This window comes from Pseudomonas coronafaciens pv. oryzae str. 1_6 (assembly GCF_000156995.2).
GTDB classification, from domain to species: domain Bacteria; phylum Pseudomonadota; class Gammaproteobacteria; order Pseudomonadales; family Pseudomonadaceae; genus Aquipseudomonas; species Aquipseudomonas tremae.
In genome coordinates this window covers 4,541,272-4,557,048 of record NZ_CP046035.1, presented here as the reverse complement: position 1 = coordinate 4,557,048, position 15,777 = coordinate 4,541,272, and the positions used below count along the sequence as shown (strand labels likewise).

The 15,777-nt window shown below is 54.8% G+C and carries 19 protein-coding genes; 1 reads left to right on the top strand and 18 read right to left on the bottom strand.

Annotated features, from left to right (window positions below; genetic code table 11):
- Positions 1–60: 60 nt before the first annotated feature.
- The 8 genes from POR16_RS20490 to POR16_RS20455 all read right to left on the bottom strand — a co-directional run bounded on the left by POR16_RS20490 (position 61) and on the right by POR16_RS20455 (position 6,897).
- The gene (locus tag POR16_RS20490) at positions 61–309 is read right to left on the bottom strand and encodes a hypothetical protein (protein WP_003424998.1); all 249 of its coding nucleotides are present in this window, start codon (positions 307–309) and stop codon (positions 61–63) included.
- A gap of 99 nt (positions 310–408) precedes the next feature.
- Positions 409–2,367, bottom strand: coding sequence for a DEAD/DEAH box helicase (locus tag POR16_RS20485; protein WP_029572091.1), 1,959 nt, complete (start codon positions 2,365–2,367; stop codon positions 409–411).
- A gap of 2 nt (positions 2,368–2,369) precedes the next feature.
- Positions 2,370–4,256, bottom strand: coding sequence for a hypothetical protein (locus POR16_RS20480; protein ID WP_005895533.1), 1,887 nt, complete (start codon positions 4,254–4,256; stop codon positions 2,370–2,372).
- Between the two features lie 103 nt (positions 4,257–4,359).
- On the bottom strand, positions 4,360–4,560 hold the full coding sequence (locus POR16_RS20475; RefSeq protein WP_080288534.1) for a CrpP family ICE-associated protein: 201 nt from the start codon (positions 4,558–4,560) through the stop codon (positions 4,360–4,362).
- A 62-nt stretch (positions 4,561–4,622) separates the two neighbouring features.
- A complete protein-coding gene (locus POR16_RS20470) occupies positions 4,623–4,868 on the bottom strand; it encodes a hypothetical protein (protein WP_005895535.1) in 246 nt (81 codons plus the stop codon).
- A 202-nt stretch (positions 4,869–5,070) separates the two neighbouring features.
- On the bottom strand, positions 5,071–5,535 hold the full coding sequence (locus tag POR16_RS20465; RefSeq protein ID WP_005895538.1) for a single-stranded DNA-binding protein: 465 nt from the start codon (positions 5,533–5,535) through the stop codon (positions 5,071–5,073).
- Between the two features lies 1 nt (position 5,536).
- Complete coding sequence (locus POR16_RS20460; protein WP_005895541.1) at positions 5,537–6,121, bottom strand: DUF3158 family protein; 585 nt, start codon at positions 6,119–6,121, stop codon at positions 5,537–5,539.
- Entirely contained in the window at positions 6,118–6,897 is a 780-nt protein-coding gene (locus POR16_RS20455) for a PFL_4669 family integrating conjugative element protein (RefSeq protein WP_005895544.1), read from the bottom strand. Before POR16_RS20455 ends, POR16_RS20460 begins: the two co-directional genes overlap by 4 nt.
- Positions 6,898–7,039: 142 nt before the next feature.
- On the opposite strand from POR16_RS20455, the gene POR16_RS26350 reads away from it, so the two are divergent.
- Positions 7,040–7,780 carry a hypothetical protein gene (locus POR16_RS26350; RefSeq protein WP_193566954.1) on the top strand — a complete coding sequence of 247 codons (741 nt, stop codon included), beginning with the start codon at positions 7,040–7,042 and terminating at the stop codon, positions 7,778–7,780.
- A gap of 56 nt (positions 7,781–7,836) precedes the next feature.
- Here POR16_RS26350 and POR16_RS20440 read toward each other — a convergent pair whose 3' ends face one another.
- From POR16_RS20440 to POR16_RS20400, 10 genes are read right to left on the bottom strand one after another with little or no spacing between them, the layout of a single operon-like run.
- Complete coding sequence (locus POR16_RS20440; RefSeq protein ID WP_161806201.1) at positions 7,837–9,201, bottom strand: STY4528 family pathogenicity island replication protein; 1,365 nt, start codon at positions 9,199–9,201, stop codon at positions 7,837–7,839.
- Positions 9,202–9,206: 5 nt separating this feature from the next.
- Positions 9,207–9,944: a DUF2857 domain-containing protein gene (locus POR16_RS20435; RefSeq protein WP_003317582.1), complete on the bottom strand. Its 738-nt coding sequence runs from the start codon at positions 9,942–9,944 to the stop codon at positions 9,207–9,209.
- Positions 9,945–9,980: 36 nt separating this feature from the next.
- Entirely contained in the window at positions 9,981–11,732 is a 1,752-nt protein-coding gene (locus POR16_RS20430; RefSeq protein ID WP_003317583.1) for a ParB family protein, read from the bottom strand.
- A 2-nt stretch (positions 11,733–11,734) separates the two neighbouring features.
- The gene (locus POR16_RS20425) at positions 11,735–11,998 is read right to left on the bottom strand and encodes an Arc family DNA-binding protein (RefSeq protein WP_011267076.1); all 264 of its coding nucleotides are present in this window, start codon (positions 11,996–11,998) and stop codon (positions 11,735–11,737) included.
- Complete coding sequence (locus POR16_RS26690; RefSeq protein WP_029572093.1) at positions 11,988–12,233, bottom strand: hypothetical protein; 246 nt, start codon at positions 12,231–12,233, stop codon at positions 11,988–11,990. The genes POR16_RS20425 and POR16_RS26690 overlap by 11 nt, the downstream gene beginning before the upstream one ends.
- Positions 12,230–12,637: a hypothetical protein gene (locus POR16_RS20420; protein WP_003317585.1), complete on the bottom strand. Its 408-nt coding sequence runs from the start codon at positions 12,635–12,637 to the stop codon at positions 12,230–12,232. Before POR16_RS20420 ends, POR16_RS26690 begins: the two co-directional genes overlap by 4 nt.
- A gap of 1 nt (position 12,638) precedes the next feature.
- A complete protein-coding gene (locus POR16_RS20415; RefSeq protein ID WP_005895547.1) occupies positions 12,639–12,980 on the bottom strand; it encodes an FmdB family zinc ribbon protein in 342 nt (113 codons plus the stop codon).
- Positions 12,977–14,323, bottom strand: coding sequence for a replicative DNA helicase (gene dnaB, locus POR16_RS20410; protein ID WP_005895550.1), 1,347 nt, complete (start codon positions 14,321–14,323; stop codon positions 12,977–12,979). Before dnaB ends, POR16_RS20415 begins: the two co-directional genes overlap by 4 nt.
- Positions 14,323–15,024 (bottom strand): DUF2786 domain-containing protein, encoded by a 702-nt coding sequence (locus POR16_RS20405; RefSeq protein ID WP_005895553.1) that lies wholly within the window; start codon positions 15,022–15,024, stop codon positions 14,323–14,325. Before POR16_RS20405 ends, dnaB begins: the two co-directional genes overlap by 1 nt.
- Entirely contained in the window at positions 15,021–15,776 is a 756-nt protein-coding gene (locus POR16_RS20400) for a hypothetical protein (RefSeq protein ID WP_005895556.1), read from the bottom strand. The genes POR16_RS20405 and POR16_RS20400 overlap by 4 nt, the downstream gene beginning before the upstream one ends.
- Position 15,777 lies beyond the last annotated feature (1 nt).

Sequence of the window (15,777 nt, the reverse complement as noted above, 5' to 3'; positions counted from 1 at the left end):
TCCTGATCAGTCAGCCCGCCAGTTGATCAGAGCATAGCGCTCTTCAGCGAGGTACAGGCTTCAGCTTGAACGGGCGTTTGTTCTGATCATCATCTGCAGAACCATGCACACAGCACCGGCACCAAATGCGGAAGCGATGAGCGGCGCGAAATCTTGAGCCAAGCGTAGTTGGTCGAAGTTTGGGATCTGCATCTGATACACGATGGAAAGGAGGACGTAAGACACTATGAACAAAAAGCCGTATCCGTTAAAAACTTTAGAGAATCTGAGCAGTACAGGGTCCAGATTTGAAACAATCGATTTGAGCATGAGGAGCTCCCTCGGCAGCTTGACCTATAGGCTTAATGGCGAAGATTAAAGCAATCGTAGCTGCTTTGGAATCGCCCGTCATGGTGCCGCACGCATCACTCAGAGAATCTCGGCAAGAGCCTTTTTACTCGACTCTTCCGCTTCCGCTTCCGGATCGATCAGATCGCTGGCGAGGGCGCGCTTGTCCATGAGCATCTGCCACAGCTGCTGGTCGATAGTGTCCTCAGCTAGGGGGATTTTGACGACAACCATGCGCAACTGCCCGTTGCGATAGGCTCGATCCTCAGCTTGGTCCTGCAGCCCCGGTGTCCATGGAAGCCCCAGAAAAAAGACATAGTTCGCAGCAGTCAGGTTGTAACCTGTTCCGGCGGCCGACCTGGTCCCGATGAACACCCTGCAGTCCGGGTCCTGCTGGAAAGCATCAATCGCCTTCTGTCGTTTCTTGGGCGAGTCACTGCCTACCAACGTCACGCACCCGACGCCCATCTTGATGCAGTGCTCACGCAACGTGGCCACGGATTCCTGATACTCGCAGAAGAGGATAACCTTGTCGTCGACGTCCAGCTCGGCCATCAGATCCGCCAGGATCCGTACCTTCACGCGTTCGAGCAGTTGACGCAGTGCGCCCAGCCTTGCGAATCGGTGCTGGTCGCTCCGCATGATCTGGTTGTACTCGTCACGTTCTATCTGGCTGAGTATCACCGGTACAGTCTGCCGCTGCTTCCCCTTCAGGTTGGGCAGCACATCCTTACGGCGACGAAGCATCCAGTCGGATATCTCATCTCTAAGCGTCTTGCGAAACTCAGGACTGCCGGCGAATCGCTCGCAGAACTCATTGAGGGGCAGTTGTCCGATTGGATGGCCTGAAAGCCTCAGCAGTGTGTGCAGCTCCGCTTCGCGATTGAGCACTGGCGTGCCCGTCAACAGGTAGCGGTTTTGTACCTGGGCAGCAATGTCGAAGCCGTGGCGTGTCCACGCTGCAGTGGGTTCCTTGAGTCGGTGAGCCTCGTCAATGACCATCACCGCGAAACGGCTCGCGTGCATGACAAAATCACCCAGCCTCTCGTAGTTCACGATGATCCAGCCAGCACTGGCATCAAAGGTTTGCATGGCGATCTGAGCTTGGGGAAACACCATCAGGATCTCGCGCTGCCAGTTGATGATCAGGCTGTTGAGCACAATAACCAGAACCGGTTTACCTTGTGCGCGTATGCCAGCGGCGATCACAGCCTGGCGAGTTTTGCCCAGTCCCATGTCGTCGGCCAGTAGCGCGCTCGTGCGCTGCAGCAGGTGCTTGATTCCTGCTGGCTGATGATCCATCAGCGAGAATCCTTCCAGCGCCTTATCGATATCGGCACTGGTCAGCTCGGTGTTTTTGATGGATGGGACAGATGCCAGGTAGATACCTGAATCTGAAACTTCCTCTTCGCTTTTGGTCGACTCCGGAGAGTGGCCACCCAGACTGATACTGGTGACCTCATTCACCGCCTTGACCGACCCGTCAGCGAGCAACTCCTGCAGCGTGTCCAGAATTTCGAACTGATCTTCGTCCAATCCCAGTTCCAGAATCAGGTTACTGCGAACCAATTCTGGTGTGCCCTGCACTCGCCAGGCTTTGCCCGCCGAGAGGAACACCCCACGCATGCGCTTGGCGATTGCTACAGCACCAGGATGAAAATCTCCCGACAGGATCACACCGCCTTCCGCCAGCGGCGCTAGCCTGAACTTCATCCCCCAGGTGAATGCGTCACGGTGCACGTCGGACTGGGCAGAGGTAATCCTGTCTCTGAATGCTTGCCAGCTTTCGATGTGTTTGCCATCTGCGAGCTCTGCCAGCTCCCGATAGAGCACATCGAGGTCATCGAGTAGCTTGTCTTTGGGCACACGCCAAAACTGGTTCAGTGGGTGATCAGACCTGCGTATGAAAAAGCCCCTCCGGCGAAGCAAAAGCTTGTTTGCACCTTGTAGGTAACTGAGGGACAGCCCGAAGTCGTAGCCATCGAAAATGGCTTTGCGAAGCAATACCGGACGCTTGTTCATCAATTGGGCCGATGCCATCTTCAGAGCCCCTTGTCCAACAAACTGTTAGCCCAGCCCACGATCTCTTCCCCAAAGCGGATGTTGAACACCGATTTTTCATCAGCGTAACGCGCCATCTTCATCGCCATATTTGGCCATTCCAGGAGCACGGGCATACGACCGCTTCTGACTGCGGCCATGAATAACTCAAAAGCGTTCATCACTACCGAGTGAGCATCTGGGGTTTTGTTTTCGTGGTCTCTAATCTGAGCGATATGCAGATGCTGAGGTGTAAAATCGCCAGTCACTCGCTCATTGCGGCCTGTTCTGAGTGTGAGCTCGACCGATGCCAGCGGCAGCCCTTCAGATCGGATGGATAAGAGTCGGCAGTTGCCCGAATATGCACGGAAGTCGTATGTGTCGATGCAGTGACCCAGAGAGCGATGCTCCTGGTCTAAGTCTGCTGGGCAGCGTAATTCGACGATCTGCAAACCGGTCGTACTGCAGGTGATTGGATCACTGCCCAGCAGCAGCCCCGGCCACCTTGTGAAACAGTCAGATGGCTCAGGCGGGTGATCCCGCTCCAGCCTCGCTCTGATGTCTGCGAGTGCGCCATGGAACGCATCGACTACATTGGATATTTGGCGGAAGTTTAAACCGCTTAAGAACGCGTACAGCCGGCGCTTGGTGTTACGAGCCTCGCAACTTCCAGCGCGGTCTAGATTGTCGAACAGCTCTCTGAAATCAACAAGTTTGGTCGCTATGCCTGACCAGGCGGGGTCCGCCCAGTCAGTAGGGCAGCCCGCCAAAAGATTGTTCATATCACGCAATGGTCGGAGTAATTCCCATGGAATCGCTGATCTGAACGAATAGAAAAAACGCCATTCTGCTTTGGTTCTCGGGCGACGATTGCCTAGCACAGAGCCCGCGATCAAATGCTCCCAGCCTGCCTCAAGGCCCTCAGAATTCAAACGACTGAGCGCGCTGCCGGTGTCGTAGACCCGCTGCTGGCCAAGGAAACGGATCGAGGACGTCGGTACCGAGAACAGCCATGCCAGAACCCTGTTAAGCGGCAAGCCAGTGTCGACTGCCTTTCCCACGAACCCGGCCCCGTCCATGATGGTTTCACCCTCCCAGGAGCAGCAAAACCCCTGAAGTTCGAACCATGGGCATTCCACCAGCAGTCCACCTGCGATCATGGGCCACGGCATTCCAACCCCAACGATCAACACCGGCACCAACACCGGTTGTGCTTTCAAGGCCTGTAGTCGACGTGTGCGATCGCCTTGAGCGAGCCAGTTGTAAAGTTTGGCAGAAGGGCACTGCACAGAACGCACTGCATGCAACAGCTCCTGGTCGAGGTTCTGACAAAACCTCTTCAGTGCCGCGCCGATACAGGTGATGTAAAAGCGGCCGCGTGGCGCGTAGAAACGTTTGTTCCGGCCCTCTGAACTAAGCGCGCCCATATTGTATTTCACCAGCGGTCTTATACTAAGTTCCGCTTCACCCCGCGCCAGGTCCCGTGCTGGTTTGCAGAATGAGGTCAGAAGTGCATCCGCGCTGTCATGAGTAATCAACTGATGAGCCAGCTTCAAAGCTTGGCTCGGACTTGGTGCGTGCCCGGGGACTTTTCTCTTCTCATCAAATCGCACAGCTGAAATCAGCTGGCCATCGAAGTATTGCAGCTGCCTTCCGATCCGCGCCACAGTTGGACGTGCAACCGAGCCATCGTTATGCAGAGCAACGCACCAGCATCGAGTTGAGGAGGTGTGAGTCAGGTAGTGCAGTATGAACTCGTCACGTGCTTCCGCCGGTACGTTGAAATGATCAGCCCAAGTGTTGGCGACAGCTCGATGACGTTCTGGGAATTTCGCAATATCGAGAAGAGTTTGGACGAAAGTTGTTTCGCAAATAGGCTCGGCGGTCATGAATCAATGAGCTCAAAGTGACTTGAGGCAGCACTGTCCTAGACCTGATCTTCGCTCGCCATGCGTAACCGTTAACGTGGGAGAGTGGGTTAATCGCGCTGAGTCAGAACTTGAAGCTTTGCTGTTGCTCCTGGGCAAACCCCTTTAGCCACGATGCGCGCATGGCTGGATGCCGGTAGGGGCATTCGTGGAGAGGGATGCCTTTAAGTGCCGCTTCAGCACCCGCGAGCATCACGGCATGGTGAGGATTGTTGAATCGACGCCGATCCGAAGTCCCGTGCGTCGCTGTAGGGGCTGTTCTCACAACTGAGGGTTCCCGTGGAGTAGATCGCATACATCTAAGACTTCACGAACGAGGCGAATTTTTCACTCTTCAAGGTATTCAGTTGTCGCCAGCTCCTTAGCTGCCCGCCGGGCTTCTTGGACATCCAGGTCGTTCATACGTGCTTCAAACAGCTCATTCAGTGTCATCTCATCCTCCACTGATGTCCCGGTGATGACTCCTCCATTACTGATAACCGCCTCATTCAATACAGTAGTCAGGGCTGTCCTTGATACGGTGTCGTTTGGCATGCGGATGACATAGGTAACGAAGTTGTTGATGTCACTCATTGGATTCGACCTGTAAGAGAATAGTCGTCAAGTGGGCTTCCCGATTCGCAGATTCATTTAACCAGCAGATCCACGAGGAGGGCGTTTTTCGCCAGCGGGTGAACAATGCAGAAGTACCTGCCTGCTGATGGAGAACAACGTTGATCAGTGTCGTTTCCACCAGCAGCTTCACGCAGAGGGCGCGATTTTTCGCACAGGTTTCCTACACAGGAATATCGTCGTCGAAATGCGGAGCTGCATCATTTTGAGTTGAATTCCGGTCGGTATGCTGTTGCTCGCTTTGCGGCTGGTTGTATGACTGGGAAGGGGCCAATTGCACCGCTTCAACCCGGTGGGGAAGGATTGCGACCCGCGATGCCTGCACTTTCAACGCAGAAAACTCCTTACCGTCCTTGGTCCAGTTATCAATGATCGCTCGCCCTTGGATCATGACCCGCATGCCCTTTTGGAACAGGTTGGCATAGTGTTCCGCATCGCGGTGCCAATATTCTACGTTGGCCCAGAAACCGCCTCTGTCCTCAAAGCCTGATCCATCGGCTTTCGGAATTGAATTGTCAAAGTAAACGTTCAGCCGTAGCAAGCGGCGCGGATCTTTGTTGCCGTTGGCGAACTCCTTAAATTCTGGAGCAGAGCCAAGGTTACCTTCCCAGTCTACTGATGTGCCCATGTTAGGACTCCTTCTGCGTGTGCGGTGAAATGCCGCTGGATTGTGAGATCTGTTGCAGCCGTCCTGAGTAAACGGCATCTGCCTGGGCCATCTTTTCGGCACATTCGGCGGCCTGCCGGCCGATGGTATGGACCAGACTTATTTGCATATTCAAAGCGACGCGTTGCTGTTCCATGGAGTGCAGATCCTGGAGCAGTGATTCGGGTGTTCTGGGATCGGCCAGCAAGCTGGACCAAACAGTGACGCCCATCTGCCGCGTTCCCATTTCCTGCCAGCGGAGAAAAACTGTGCCAGCGCTTGTGCGTTGCCGAACCATCCGCACAGGTAGAAGGGTGTAGGGATGCCTGTTCGCCTGGGCCAGCACTTGATCTTCAGCCAGCGCATTCAGATCGGCTTCAAGGGACCGGCATAACTCTGCCAACTGGAGCATCCCCCCCTTACCTTTAAAAGGTTTTAAAAGGCCTTTTAGGAAGGGCGCATGTTGCAGTGCTACGAAGGCATCCTGTTGCAGGGGTTGGAAGGCACCCTGTTGCAGGCTCTGGCGCTCTTGATTCTGGTGCGCGGGGTTGGCCGTCACGTTAATCACTCTGCGGACTCAGGTTCAGACTTGTCAGGGTGCGGCTGGCCCAGCGTGATGGTCTCCTCGAAGCCGTCGTCATCACCGTCTTCACTGACCGCGGCATTTGATGCCGAAGAGGGGGACGGCGCGAAGCTTGATTTACGAGTTCCTTCCAAAATGTCTTGGGGGATTTCACCAAACGATGCGTACATCTCACGAGCCTGCTCGGAACGTGCGTTCTTGGCCGCAAAATCATCTCGGCTTGCTCCCGAGAACTTCCAGCGCTGACTCAAACCGAAAAGACGACGCAGGATTGCAGCCCCCTCATCGAGCCACTGGCCTTTGGCGTTGTTGTCTATAAGGCCGACGTGGCTGGCCAGAAGAATGCGCCGCACGAGCTCGTCGTAGGCAGTGAGCAAAAAGACCGCTTTGAACGCCAGCGGCGTGGACAGGAACAGCGGCAGTGTCACCGGCTGCACGGATAGGTTTTGACCTATTGAAAGCATCGGCGGCAGTGAGGCCATAACTTCGTCCAGCCTGGCGTCGATATCTTTCATTTCCTGTTCAGAGGCTTCGATCTTTTCTTCTATAAGGATCAGAAACCAGTCTGAATAAGGATCGTCCTGTTCGCAGCCACGCTTGATGCGATTTAGGATGTTGGCAAAGCCGCTCAGGCCGATCATGCCAGGCTTGCCTTCGGTGCGTTGACGCCCAAACCAGAGGCGCGAAGCATGGTGGGTGTGCAGGGTCAGGTTGACGCTGCTTCGCAATGAACCGAGGTTGAGCTGAAAGTTGTCAGCCATGCTGAGCGCTTCCTTTATAAGAAATGATTGATAGGGCGAGGCAAGACTGCCTGCGCGTATAACTCAGGGTCAGTAACAAACCGTTTCTTGATCGGAATGGTTTTTTGGCGGAGACCCTGATTTTCGTGGGCTTGCGTGTGGAATGACTCAGAGCTGTGCTGGAAGTGATTCCCGGGGAATCACCCTGATAGGCGCTCAAAGTGATGCCAGTGGCATCACCCAGACTGGAGCTGGAAGTGATTCCCGGGGAATCACCGTGGTCGGTGCTCAAAGTGATTCCAGTGGAATCACCCTGATCGGCGCTGAAAGTGATGCCAGTGGCATCACCCAGACTGGAGCTGGAAGTGATTCCCGGGGAATCACCGTGGTCGGTGCTCAAAGTGATTCCAGTGGAATCACCCCGTTCGGTGCTGGAAGTGATTCCAGTGGAATCACCCTGATCGGCGCTGAAAGTGATTCCAGTGGAATCACCCTGATCGGCGCTGAAAGTGATGCCAGTGGCATCACCCAGACTGGAGCTGGAAGTGATTCCCGGGGAATCACCGTGGTCGGTGCTCAAAGTGATTCCAGTGGAATCACCCCGTTCGGTGCTGGAAGTGATTCCAGTGGAATCACCCAGACTGGAGCTGGAAGTGATTCCCGGGGAATCACCGTGGTCGGTGCTCAAAGTGATTCCAGTGGAATCACCCTGATCGGCGCTGAAAGTGATGCCAGTGGCATCACCCAGACTGGAGCTGGAAGTGATTCCCGGGGAATCACCGTGGTCGGTGCTCAAAGTGATTCCAGTGGAATCACCCTGATCGGCGCTGAAAGTGATGCCAGTGGCATCACCCAGACTGGAGCTGGAAGTGATTCCCGGGGAATCACCTCGGTCGATGCTTGAAGTGATGCCAGTGGAATCACAGTGCTTGCATTGATTGCAGCATTCAGCTGATCTGTTCAACCCTGTGATCTCGGTCGAATTATCCGCTTGATGTCCATCATTGAGCTGCGCCCGGCAGCCAGTGAAGACTCGTCACGATCTTGCGGCGAGACTTTTTTGACGGGAGGCGGGGGAGTTGGCTTTGGTTGATCAGGCGCGTTGCTGAGATGTTTCGGCTGGGAGGAGTGCGCCTGTGGATTTTGAGCTGACGCTCTAGGAGCCTGCCACTGGGCATTGAATTCCCCACTCAGGGCTTTCTGCATGCAGCTCAATAGATAACCGAATGGGTTCTTCACGGAACCGCTATTGCAACGATGGCGCCATTGATCAAGCAACGGTTCTCGCAGTGTCGGCTCGACGCTCTGCAATGCGGTCATCGCCCTGAAGCGTTGATCCTCTGTAAACCTTTCAAACCCTGGAGGTAGATCGACTGGAGCGCTCACAGCCTCGCGCGGTACAGAGCTTTTACATACAGATGTATTTGTATTCGTATACGTACTATATGAGTTCGGAATCCGAACTGTGCCGTATGACGCTGATTTTAGACTGAGTTCGGATTCCGAACTCGGTCTATCGAGATTCGCTTTCTCGCTGATTTTACTGAGTTCGGAATCCGAACTCAGTGCTGAGGGCCGGCTTTCTTGCTGAGTTCGGATTCCGAACTCAGGCTGGTTTTCTTCGCGATCCACGGCATTCGGTGCATCATGCCAACCCTGACTACGCCATCTACCCTCAATGACATCAAGTCGCGTGGGCAGCACACCTGTCGATTGATTAGGGTCGGCTGCGAATTCTTTGAATGCCAAATCTGCCACGGTCCTGACAGCTTTATTTGCATGCTCGAGGGAATGGCCTACAAGCAACAGGTAGTCGCGATCAAGCTCCATAGCCTCAACACACCCGACCGGTTCGTCATGCAGGATGTAGACGTTTCCCTGCATTCGACCGCTCAGAGAGTCTCTTACTCGGCGTCCAAGACTAAGCCAGCGCGTCAAGCGAAGCACTGTCAGAGCCTTCGCTACAGTCTCTCTGGATGCGAATTTTCCTGGGACGGAGCCAAGGTAGGGACGAAGTTGTTCATAAGTCGGAAAGGCTGTGATGCCATCTGCGTTAATAAGCAATCTGAAGACTTGCCAAGCATTGCGCTCAAGCGGTGAAAGTCGATCATCAAGCAGGAGGCTTCGCGGCACCGTCTCATGTGGATTTCCACTGAAAACGATACCGTCGAGTGTCTCCTCAGTATCTGAGCCAGCAACCGACTTTCTATTATCTGAGCCAGAGCTCTGCTGTTGGGCCAGCTTTAATTGCTGGAGCAGCAGATGATTTTGTAGAGCCCCGGCAGCGGCATTAATGGCTCCCCCCAGAGAAGGGCGCCGGTTCATCCTTATCACATCCGGTCGCCTTCTACCTTGCCCACGGGCTTGTTCGCCTGGCTTTGACCCGGCCGGCTCCGATTAGCGTTTGCTTTCGACTGTTGCCGAGACTCCCCCAGCATCACGAGGCTTGCCGATTTACGCTTCTTGCCAGTCGGGTATAGGTCCTGAGCCAGCCATCCTTGAATCTTGTTCCAGACGAGGCCCAGGGTGATCTGATCCGGAGGCACGATGTGGGGCTCTTCAGGAGGGACGTTTACCTCCTCCGTCAGCATCATCGCGATATCAAGTAATGCGACACCATCCGTATGATCCACGTTGTACTCTTCCATCAACTGCACAAACCTATGCCACAGAGGTGCGTCATCGGGAATGTCTCTGAATCGCCCAGGGCGTCCAGGAACACCTACCAGTACCCGTTGCAAGGAAACTTCTTGGGGGGACATGCCGAAGAACTCCTGCAGCATTGGGGTCGTCGCCCCCAAACGAAGCGCGCGCTGCACGATTCGGTTTTCCTGATCAGTGCGCTCCTTGTTCGCCAGCAGACGCTTCACCATGTCCGGATCAACTGCCACGCGGCACCAGATAACTGCAGAGTTCAGCAACACACTTTGTGATGAGGGATGCTGGAGCAGTGCCAGAATTTCTGGGTCCAGTCCCATATCAAGGCAACGCCTCACTTCACCGTTGCGCAAGTGATGCAGAATTTGCGCGACCATGGCTTCGTTGAGGGGGTTATGTTTTTTCGACATGACCAAACTCCTGTCTCACAACGTCGGAAAAAAACCTCATGGGGTCTGAACCACGCTGACGCTTCCCATCTCCAGCTCCACCAGCCGTCGGCCGAGGCGAATGAGTCGGAAAAGCTTCACGATGCAGGTATCGTCCAAGCGTCCCTGGAGAATTGCTTCACGGTCTTCGTATCTCGGGCTACCTAACAGCAACTGGGCCAGCGCTGCGGTGAACTGAAACTCGGACACATCCAGTGGTTGCTCGGGGGACTCTTTGATCAAGGCAATTGCGTATACGCCACTAATCGACTGGAGAAGGGTCAGTACGTTATTGGCCAGATCGCTGAGGTCTACATCCTCAGGAGGGTCTTGGCAGAGGAAGCCCAAACCACCTGGTACATCAATCACGCTGTCAGGATTGATGCCTGACAGGTGGGCGATTTCCCGGGCGAGCTGAGCGATTACCGGCCGCAATTCATCCGGCTGATCGAGGATACGTTCGATGTACCAGACGTCAGAGATGGGATGTAACCCACCCGCTTGGACGGGTATCGAAATCAGTGCATTTGTCTTGAAGTCGGGCAGATTTTCCCCATCGAGGGCTGCCAACTGCCGCTTTACATCCTGCACACGTTCAGTGGTGGATATCGGGCTAACGATATGCCCGGCAACCCTTGCTGCGCGCTCCTCCTCTGTGAGTTCAGGAGCCTGAGGCGGCTTGTCAGCTTCGTTTTTTGAGGACTTCGGTGAGACGTCCTGTTTGCCCTTGGTTTTGTCAGCCTCAGATGGGGGAGCCTGAATGCCTGGTTCCTGTTGCTGATCGATACCCGGAACGTCACCCTCAGGCGGAAGACCGTCAGGTCGAGGCTGTTGAGCTGGCGTCAAACTCACTGGCGTGTCGATCACAGATGAACGCCGTGCTTGGTTCTGATTTTCACTCAGTGTGAGCAGGAGCTGCTCGTAAGATAGCCCCGTTCCCGACTGCATGTGACTGATCAGCTCATCCTGAACCCGCTCGTATACAAACTCGCTTGCATCTCCATCGAACAGCGAAAGTACGTCCTGGAACAAACCTTCGAAGTCAGGGATGTGTTCTTTCCCCTCTGTATGCGTGAGCCAGGTCTGGCCAGCGGCCTTGCGTAGCGAAAGGAGACGCTCGATCTGAGGTTTTCCTAACCCTGAATAAAGCGCACTGGGTATTACTGGAAGAAGGCAGCGAACCGTATCCTGCATCTTGCTGATATGTGACTGGGAAACCGGATAGCCGTCGGCACTTAGCCTTCGAACCAGCTCCCTTTGAGATATGGACTCACCGGCTTCTTTCTCATAAATGGCGCGGGCACTTTCTATGCCCACAGCCCTTTCTATGAACATTAGAGAACCGCGAAGATCGTTCTCCGAAAGGTGACCTGTGAGAGCGATAATCTCCCCACGTGCTGAGTCCCAGGGCCGAAACAGAACATTGTGTCGATAGAAACGGTCTTCGCCGGTTTCGCTGTATAGCTCCCGGAGAATCTGCAGGCGTGTGTTGCCACCGTTGTTGATTGTGAATTTAATTTCGCCAGGTCGACGCGTAACTGTAGGACGATGATCCAGGCCGCGCTGCCTGATGGAATCTTTGATCTCTTTGTACTTCGCATTGGTCACGGTGCGCGGGTTTTGCTCGAAAGCTTTCATCTCGTCCAGGGTGAGAACCATGGGCGTATCTACAATCGGATCCGGCAGCTGATCGACCGCGGGGCCAGATCGACTGAATGAGCCTTGTAACAACTTGCCCGAGATGTCATCTGCAGTCAGTTTGCTTGCCATGATTATTGGCCCGCCTCAGGAAGTTGGATGACGTTGCTGGTGGGTGTTCCGCCTTTGAGCAGCACATCGATCACAGCCGTAAGCCTCGCAATCTCCTGCTCGTGACGAAGCGTCGCTTCAATACGGCTTATGATTTCTGAGTTCATTGAGCGATGGTTTGCTTTTGCAGCCCCACGGACCCGGCCCCTCATTCCGGTAGGTAGGCGGATGACGAACTTCTCGTCTTTGTCGTCCTCACGAATATTCACAGCTTCGTTATTCAGCATGGCGATCTCCAATCTGGCTTTGGTTTTGTGCGCGGCGCAATTGAGCGCGAGCATTGAGGCCGGCCCTGTGGTCGCTGGGTGTGAAAGAAGTGAAGATGGGTGAACACCCACCTTTGGTGAACTTGATATGCCCACCATGAGTGCGATGCACTGCCCATCCCTGTGAGATGGCGAAGTCAGCCAAGTCCTGCAGAGACTTTTTCCTGCCTCGAAGAAACGTAGATGTATTGCTCATGACCGCGCCCTCGCTTTTGTAAAAGCAGCAGAGCGGAAGGGGATCTGATAGCGACGAGCTATGGCTTCACAACGCTTCCGCGTTTGATTGAGCGTCGCAGCGGCGGACGCCAGTGATGCCCCTGCTGTGCAGTGGGCTTTTAGCAGTCGCGCCAGCTCTGTGTCGGTCAGATCGTTTGTTTTTTTCCGCCCACGAGCGCTTGAATCCGCCTTCAACTGTGCGGTTTTTTCAGAGTTGATAATGAATGAGCTGTCATTCGAGCGCTGGCTCGCTTCAACCTGGTTGATAGCGCCCCCACGACTTAAGTAATCAGCCATGGCCTTTTCGATATCGCTCCGGAGGCGCTCTTTTTCCCGGTCCGACTGGATCGGCAAATCCTCTTCAGTGGTGTGATATAGCTGCATGTCACTGGCCTCCCGATCCGCCGAGCTTGTCACCCGACTGGATCTCTAGGATTTCAACCTCGTGGTCGACAAAGGTGTCAGTGAGTTTTGTCATGAAGGCTTTTCTGGAAGTACCTGGGCTCATGCGGAACACGACGGTGTACTCCTTGCTGTCTGGTGCCTTACTGGAGGCCACAACGCTCCACTGTGGGTGCACCAGCTCCAGTTCGACGACTTCACCGCTGTGGCACGAAGGACACTCGGGCGCACGTTTTCCTGCTGGCATGACCGCAGTGAAAGGGTGGTGGTGGCCGCAAGCGCGACACTCATGAGTTATGCAAAGAGGTTTATTGCGCGCGCTCATGATCGAGCTCCTTGCCATGCGGTGGCCGAGAGGTTTTCGAAACGGGTGTGTTGGGGGATGAAGGCCGTTCGGACGGTGCCGAGCGCGCCGTTTCGATGCTTGCTGAGAATGAGCTCGGCGATCCCTTTGTGCTCGCTGTCGGGGTTGTAAACCTCGTCCCGATATACGAACAGAATCAGGTCAGCGTCTTGCTCTAGGGCCCCAGAGTCACGAAGGTCTGCGTTGATAGGCCGCTTGTTCGGACGCCGCTCCAGTTCTCGATTGAGTTGAGATAGCGCCACGACAGGGCAGTCGAACTCTTTGGCCAACGCCTTGAGTGACCGAGATATCTCACTGATTTCATTGGCCCTATTTTCTTTGCCTGGGCATTTCATCATTTGCAGATAATCGATCAATATTAGGACTGGCTTTCCAAAACGCCGCGCGCCTCTGCGCGCCCTTGCACGGATTGATGAAGGCGTCAGGTCCGCTTGGTCATCGATTACAAGACGATCGCCATACGAGTTGATCTTTGCCACTGCCATCGAGAGCTTCGGCCAGTCCTCATCTTCCAACTGCCCACGGATCAACTTCTCCAGGTTCAGGTGCCCCAGGATCGAGATGAGCCTGTAGATAATCGCCTCGGCCGGCATCTCCAGGCTGTAGATCTGGACGGTGGACTCGGGATCTTTTTGAAGCGCAGCGTCGACCAAATTGAGCGCCAGGCTGGTTTTACCCATGGAGGGCCTAGCTGCAAGGATCACCAGATCCGCTGGCTGTAAACCGCCCGTCAACTCGTCCAGGTCGGCAAGCCCAGTGGGTAAACCAACAACCGACTCACCCGCGTTGAATCGAAGGTCGATCTTGTCGACTACCCGTAAAAGCATTCGGTTTACGTCGATAAAGTCGGAAGTCTGCCGTCCTTGCCCCAAGGCAAAAAGCTGCTGCTCGATGACGTCCTGTACCTCAGACGCAATCGCTTGAGGATCCGAAGCTTCCCGCGCGCATCCATAACCGTGCGAAATGAGTCGACGCAGATGAGCTCGGTTGCTCACTGTGTCGGCATACGCCTTGATGTTGGCTACAGAAGGGGTGTTTTTGGCAAGCTCACTGATGTAAGCCAAGCCCCCAGCAGCTTCTATTGCCGCAATGGAGTCGGAAACCGTGACCACGTCAAATGGCATGTTCGATTCAGCCAGCCCAGCAATGCTCTGGAATATCAGACGGTGCTCGGCTCGGTAGAAATCATCGGCTTTGATACGGTCTGCGATCAGGTCCCAGGACTCGTTATCAAGCATCAGTCCGCCAAGTACAGCTTGTTCGGCTTCCACGGAGTGGGGAGGTGACATATGAGAAATGTCCATTAAGCACTCCCGATTCTTGCCGGGGACGGGGAGTGCTGATCGACGCCTCTGTGCAACGCTGCTGTAGAACCTTGCATCCAGCCCTGATGTTGAGATCTGAGGTCGTGGCCCTTAACAGAGGTAGACTCAAGCTCTTTCTCGATCACGGTAGGGTGGTGCAAGCTGAGGTAGGCGCTTATCGCTTGCTGAGTTTCAGCGTTTTGTCGTCCGGCGAATTTGTAAACGTTGTTCGCCACCGCATCTATCCATGCTTCGGCAAAAATCCGTCCACGTCGTCTTTTGGTGGTTGGATTGCAGCGTTTGAGCTGCGATACGTGCTGACGACGCGCCGAGACAAGCTGCAGATGAAGCGCTGAATAGGCATAGCTGGCCAGATCCGGCGAAACCCCTAAACCGATGAACTTGAAATGCCAGTCACCAGGCCGGGCTTGGTAAGCAATGCAATCGCAGTCGAAAGCGCTCGCGCACGTGCTTGCCAGGCTGTGCAGCCAACTTGCAGGAGCTCGCTTCGTACCCGCAGATGCTGAGGCCTCGCAGGCGAGGTGGGCGTCCACCTCAAGCTCTTCTAGCTGGTACTGCTCCATAAGCTTGCGGCCTTGCCGCAGGGCTGTCTCCGCTTCATTAGGAGAGGCACCCGCAGAACGTGCCAGTGCGAAGCATTTGATGACTTTGTCGATTATCCGTTGGCGGTCAATGCTCATGGCCGTACCTCCGGTACTGCCTCAACTGCCAGAGCCTCTTTCCAGAGTCTGAGGGTTTCATGTTCTTCATCTGTGAGCGCGGCTTTAGCATTCGCATCACGGACTTTTGACTGCAGAGCGGCTAGCCGATCCTCGACCTCAGATCCATCGTCGTAAGAGATGTCATTAGTCAGTGCCTCAACGAGCCGGATACGAAGCGAGCCTAGGCAACTGAGTCGGTAAGCGGTCAGGCTTCCCCAACCTATCAGTCTGCTAAACGGCGTCAGTAAGGTGCTTCGGATCTCGCTATTAAGCTCGACTGTGGAGTAGAAACTGTCATATGCGCCGATGCGGTTGAATAACAGCGCCGTTTTCAGGAGCTCAAGTTTCTGGTCCAGGCTCTCAGTGGGCAGGGGATATGTAGCCGCAATCAGTAGTTTCGCTCTTGCGTTCCGAGCCTCCTGCCGACGTTTAACCGCTTTCTCGTCGCGTACACGTTTTTCCTTGGCATGCTCGACATGAGAGTTCACTGATTCAAGGAGCTGCGCGGCCTGTGAGAGCAGTTCACGCTGTTCCACGCTCAAGTGATCACCCAGTCGACTAATCAAGCCGCGGCCCATCTTATGGCCGGAGCTTAAATTGCGGAGCTCACGTGACGTGTTCGTAAGCTTGGTCTGAGCGGCGCGCAGTTGTGATGAGTTGTACTGCTCGTTGAGCTTCTGCATCAACTGAGGAGTAATGCCGGAAGCTTCCGTGAGATTTGTCTTTGCCATC

Bases quoted from the DNA above. Each gene is read 5' to 3' on its own strand.
- POR16_RS20490 (WP_003424998.1), bottom strand. From the start codon at position 309: ATGCTCAAATCGATTGTTTCAAATCTGGACCCTGTACTGCTCAGATTC.
- POR16_RS20480 (WP_005895533.1), bottom strand. From the start codon at position 4,256: ATGACCGCCGAGCCTATTTGCGAAACAACTTTCGTCCAAACTCTTCTC.
- POR16_RS20425 (WP_011267076.1), bottom strand. From the start codon at position 11,998: ATGCTGAATAACGAAGCTGTGAATATTCGTGAGGACGACAAAGACGAG.
- POR16_RS20455 (WP_005895544.1), bottom strand. From the start codon at position 6,897: ATGGCTGACAACTTTCAGCTCAACCTCGGTTCATTGCGAAGCAGCGTC.
- POR16_RS26350 (WP_193566954.1), top strand. From the start codon at position 7,040: ATGACTCAGAGCTGTGCTGGAAGTGATTCCCGGGGAATCACCCTGATA.
- POR16_RS20405 (WP_005895553.1), bottom strand. From the start codon at position 15,024: ATGAGCATTGACCGCCAACGGATAATCGACAAAGTCATCAAATGCTTC.
- POR16_RS20430 (WP_003317583.1), bottom strand. From the start codon at position 11,732: ATGGCAAGCAAACTGACTGCAGATGACATCTCGGGCAAGTTGTTACAA.
- POR16_RS20400 (WP_005895556.1), bottom strand. From the start codon at position 15,776: ATGGCAAAGACAAATCTCACGGAAGCTTCCGGCATTACTCCTCAGTTG.
- POR16_RS20470 (WP_005895535.1), bottom strand. From the start codon at position 4,868: ATGAGTGACATCAACAACTTCGTTACCTATGTCATCCGCATGCCAAAC.
- POR16_RS20485 (WP_029572091.1), bottom strand. From the start codon at position 2,367: ATGGCATCGGCCCAATTGATGAACAAGCGTCCGGTATTGCTTCGCAAA.
- POR16_RS20440 (WP_161806201.1), bottom strand. From the start codon at position 9,201: ATGAACCGGCGCCCTTCTCTGGGGGGAGCCATTAATGCCGCTGCCGGG.
- POR16_RS20465 (WP_005895538.1), bottom strand. From the start codon at position 5,535: ATGGGCACATCAGTAGACTGGGAAGGTAACCTTGGCTCTGCTCCAGAA.
- dnaB (WP_005895550.1), bottom strand. From the start codon at position 14,323: ATGGACATTTCTCATATGTCACCTCCCCACTCCGTGGAAGCCGAACAA.
- POR16_RS20415 (WP_005895547.1), bottom strand. From the start codon at position 12,980: ATGAGCGCGCGCAATAAACCTCTTTGCATAACTCATGAGTGTCGCGCT.
- POR16_RS20420 (WP_003317585.1), bottom strand. From the start codon at position 12,637: ATGCAGCTATATCACACCACTGAAGAGGATTTGCCGATCCAGTCGGAC.
- POR16_RS26690 (WP_029572093.1), bottom strand. From the start codon at position 12,233: ATGAGCAATACATCTACGTTTCTTCGAGGCAGGAAAAAGTCTCTGCAG.
- POR16_RS20435 (WP_003317582.1), bottom strand. From the start codon at position 9,944: ATGTCGAAAAAACATAACCCCCTCAACGAAGCCATGGTCGCGCAAATT.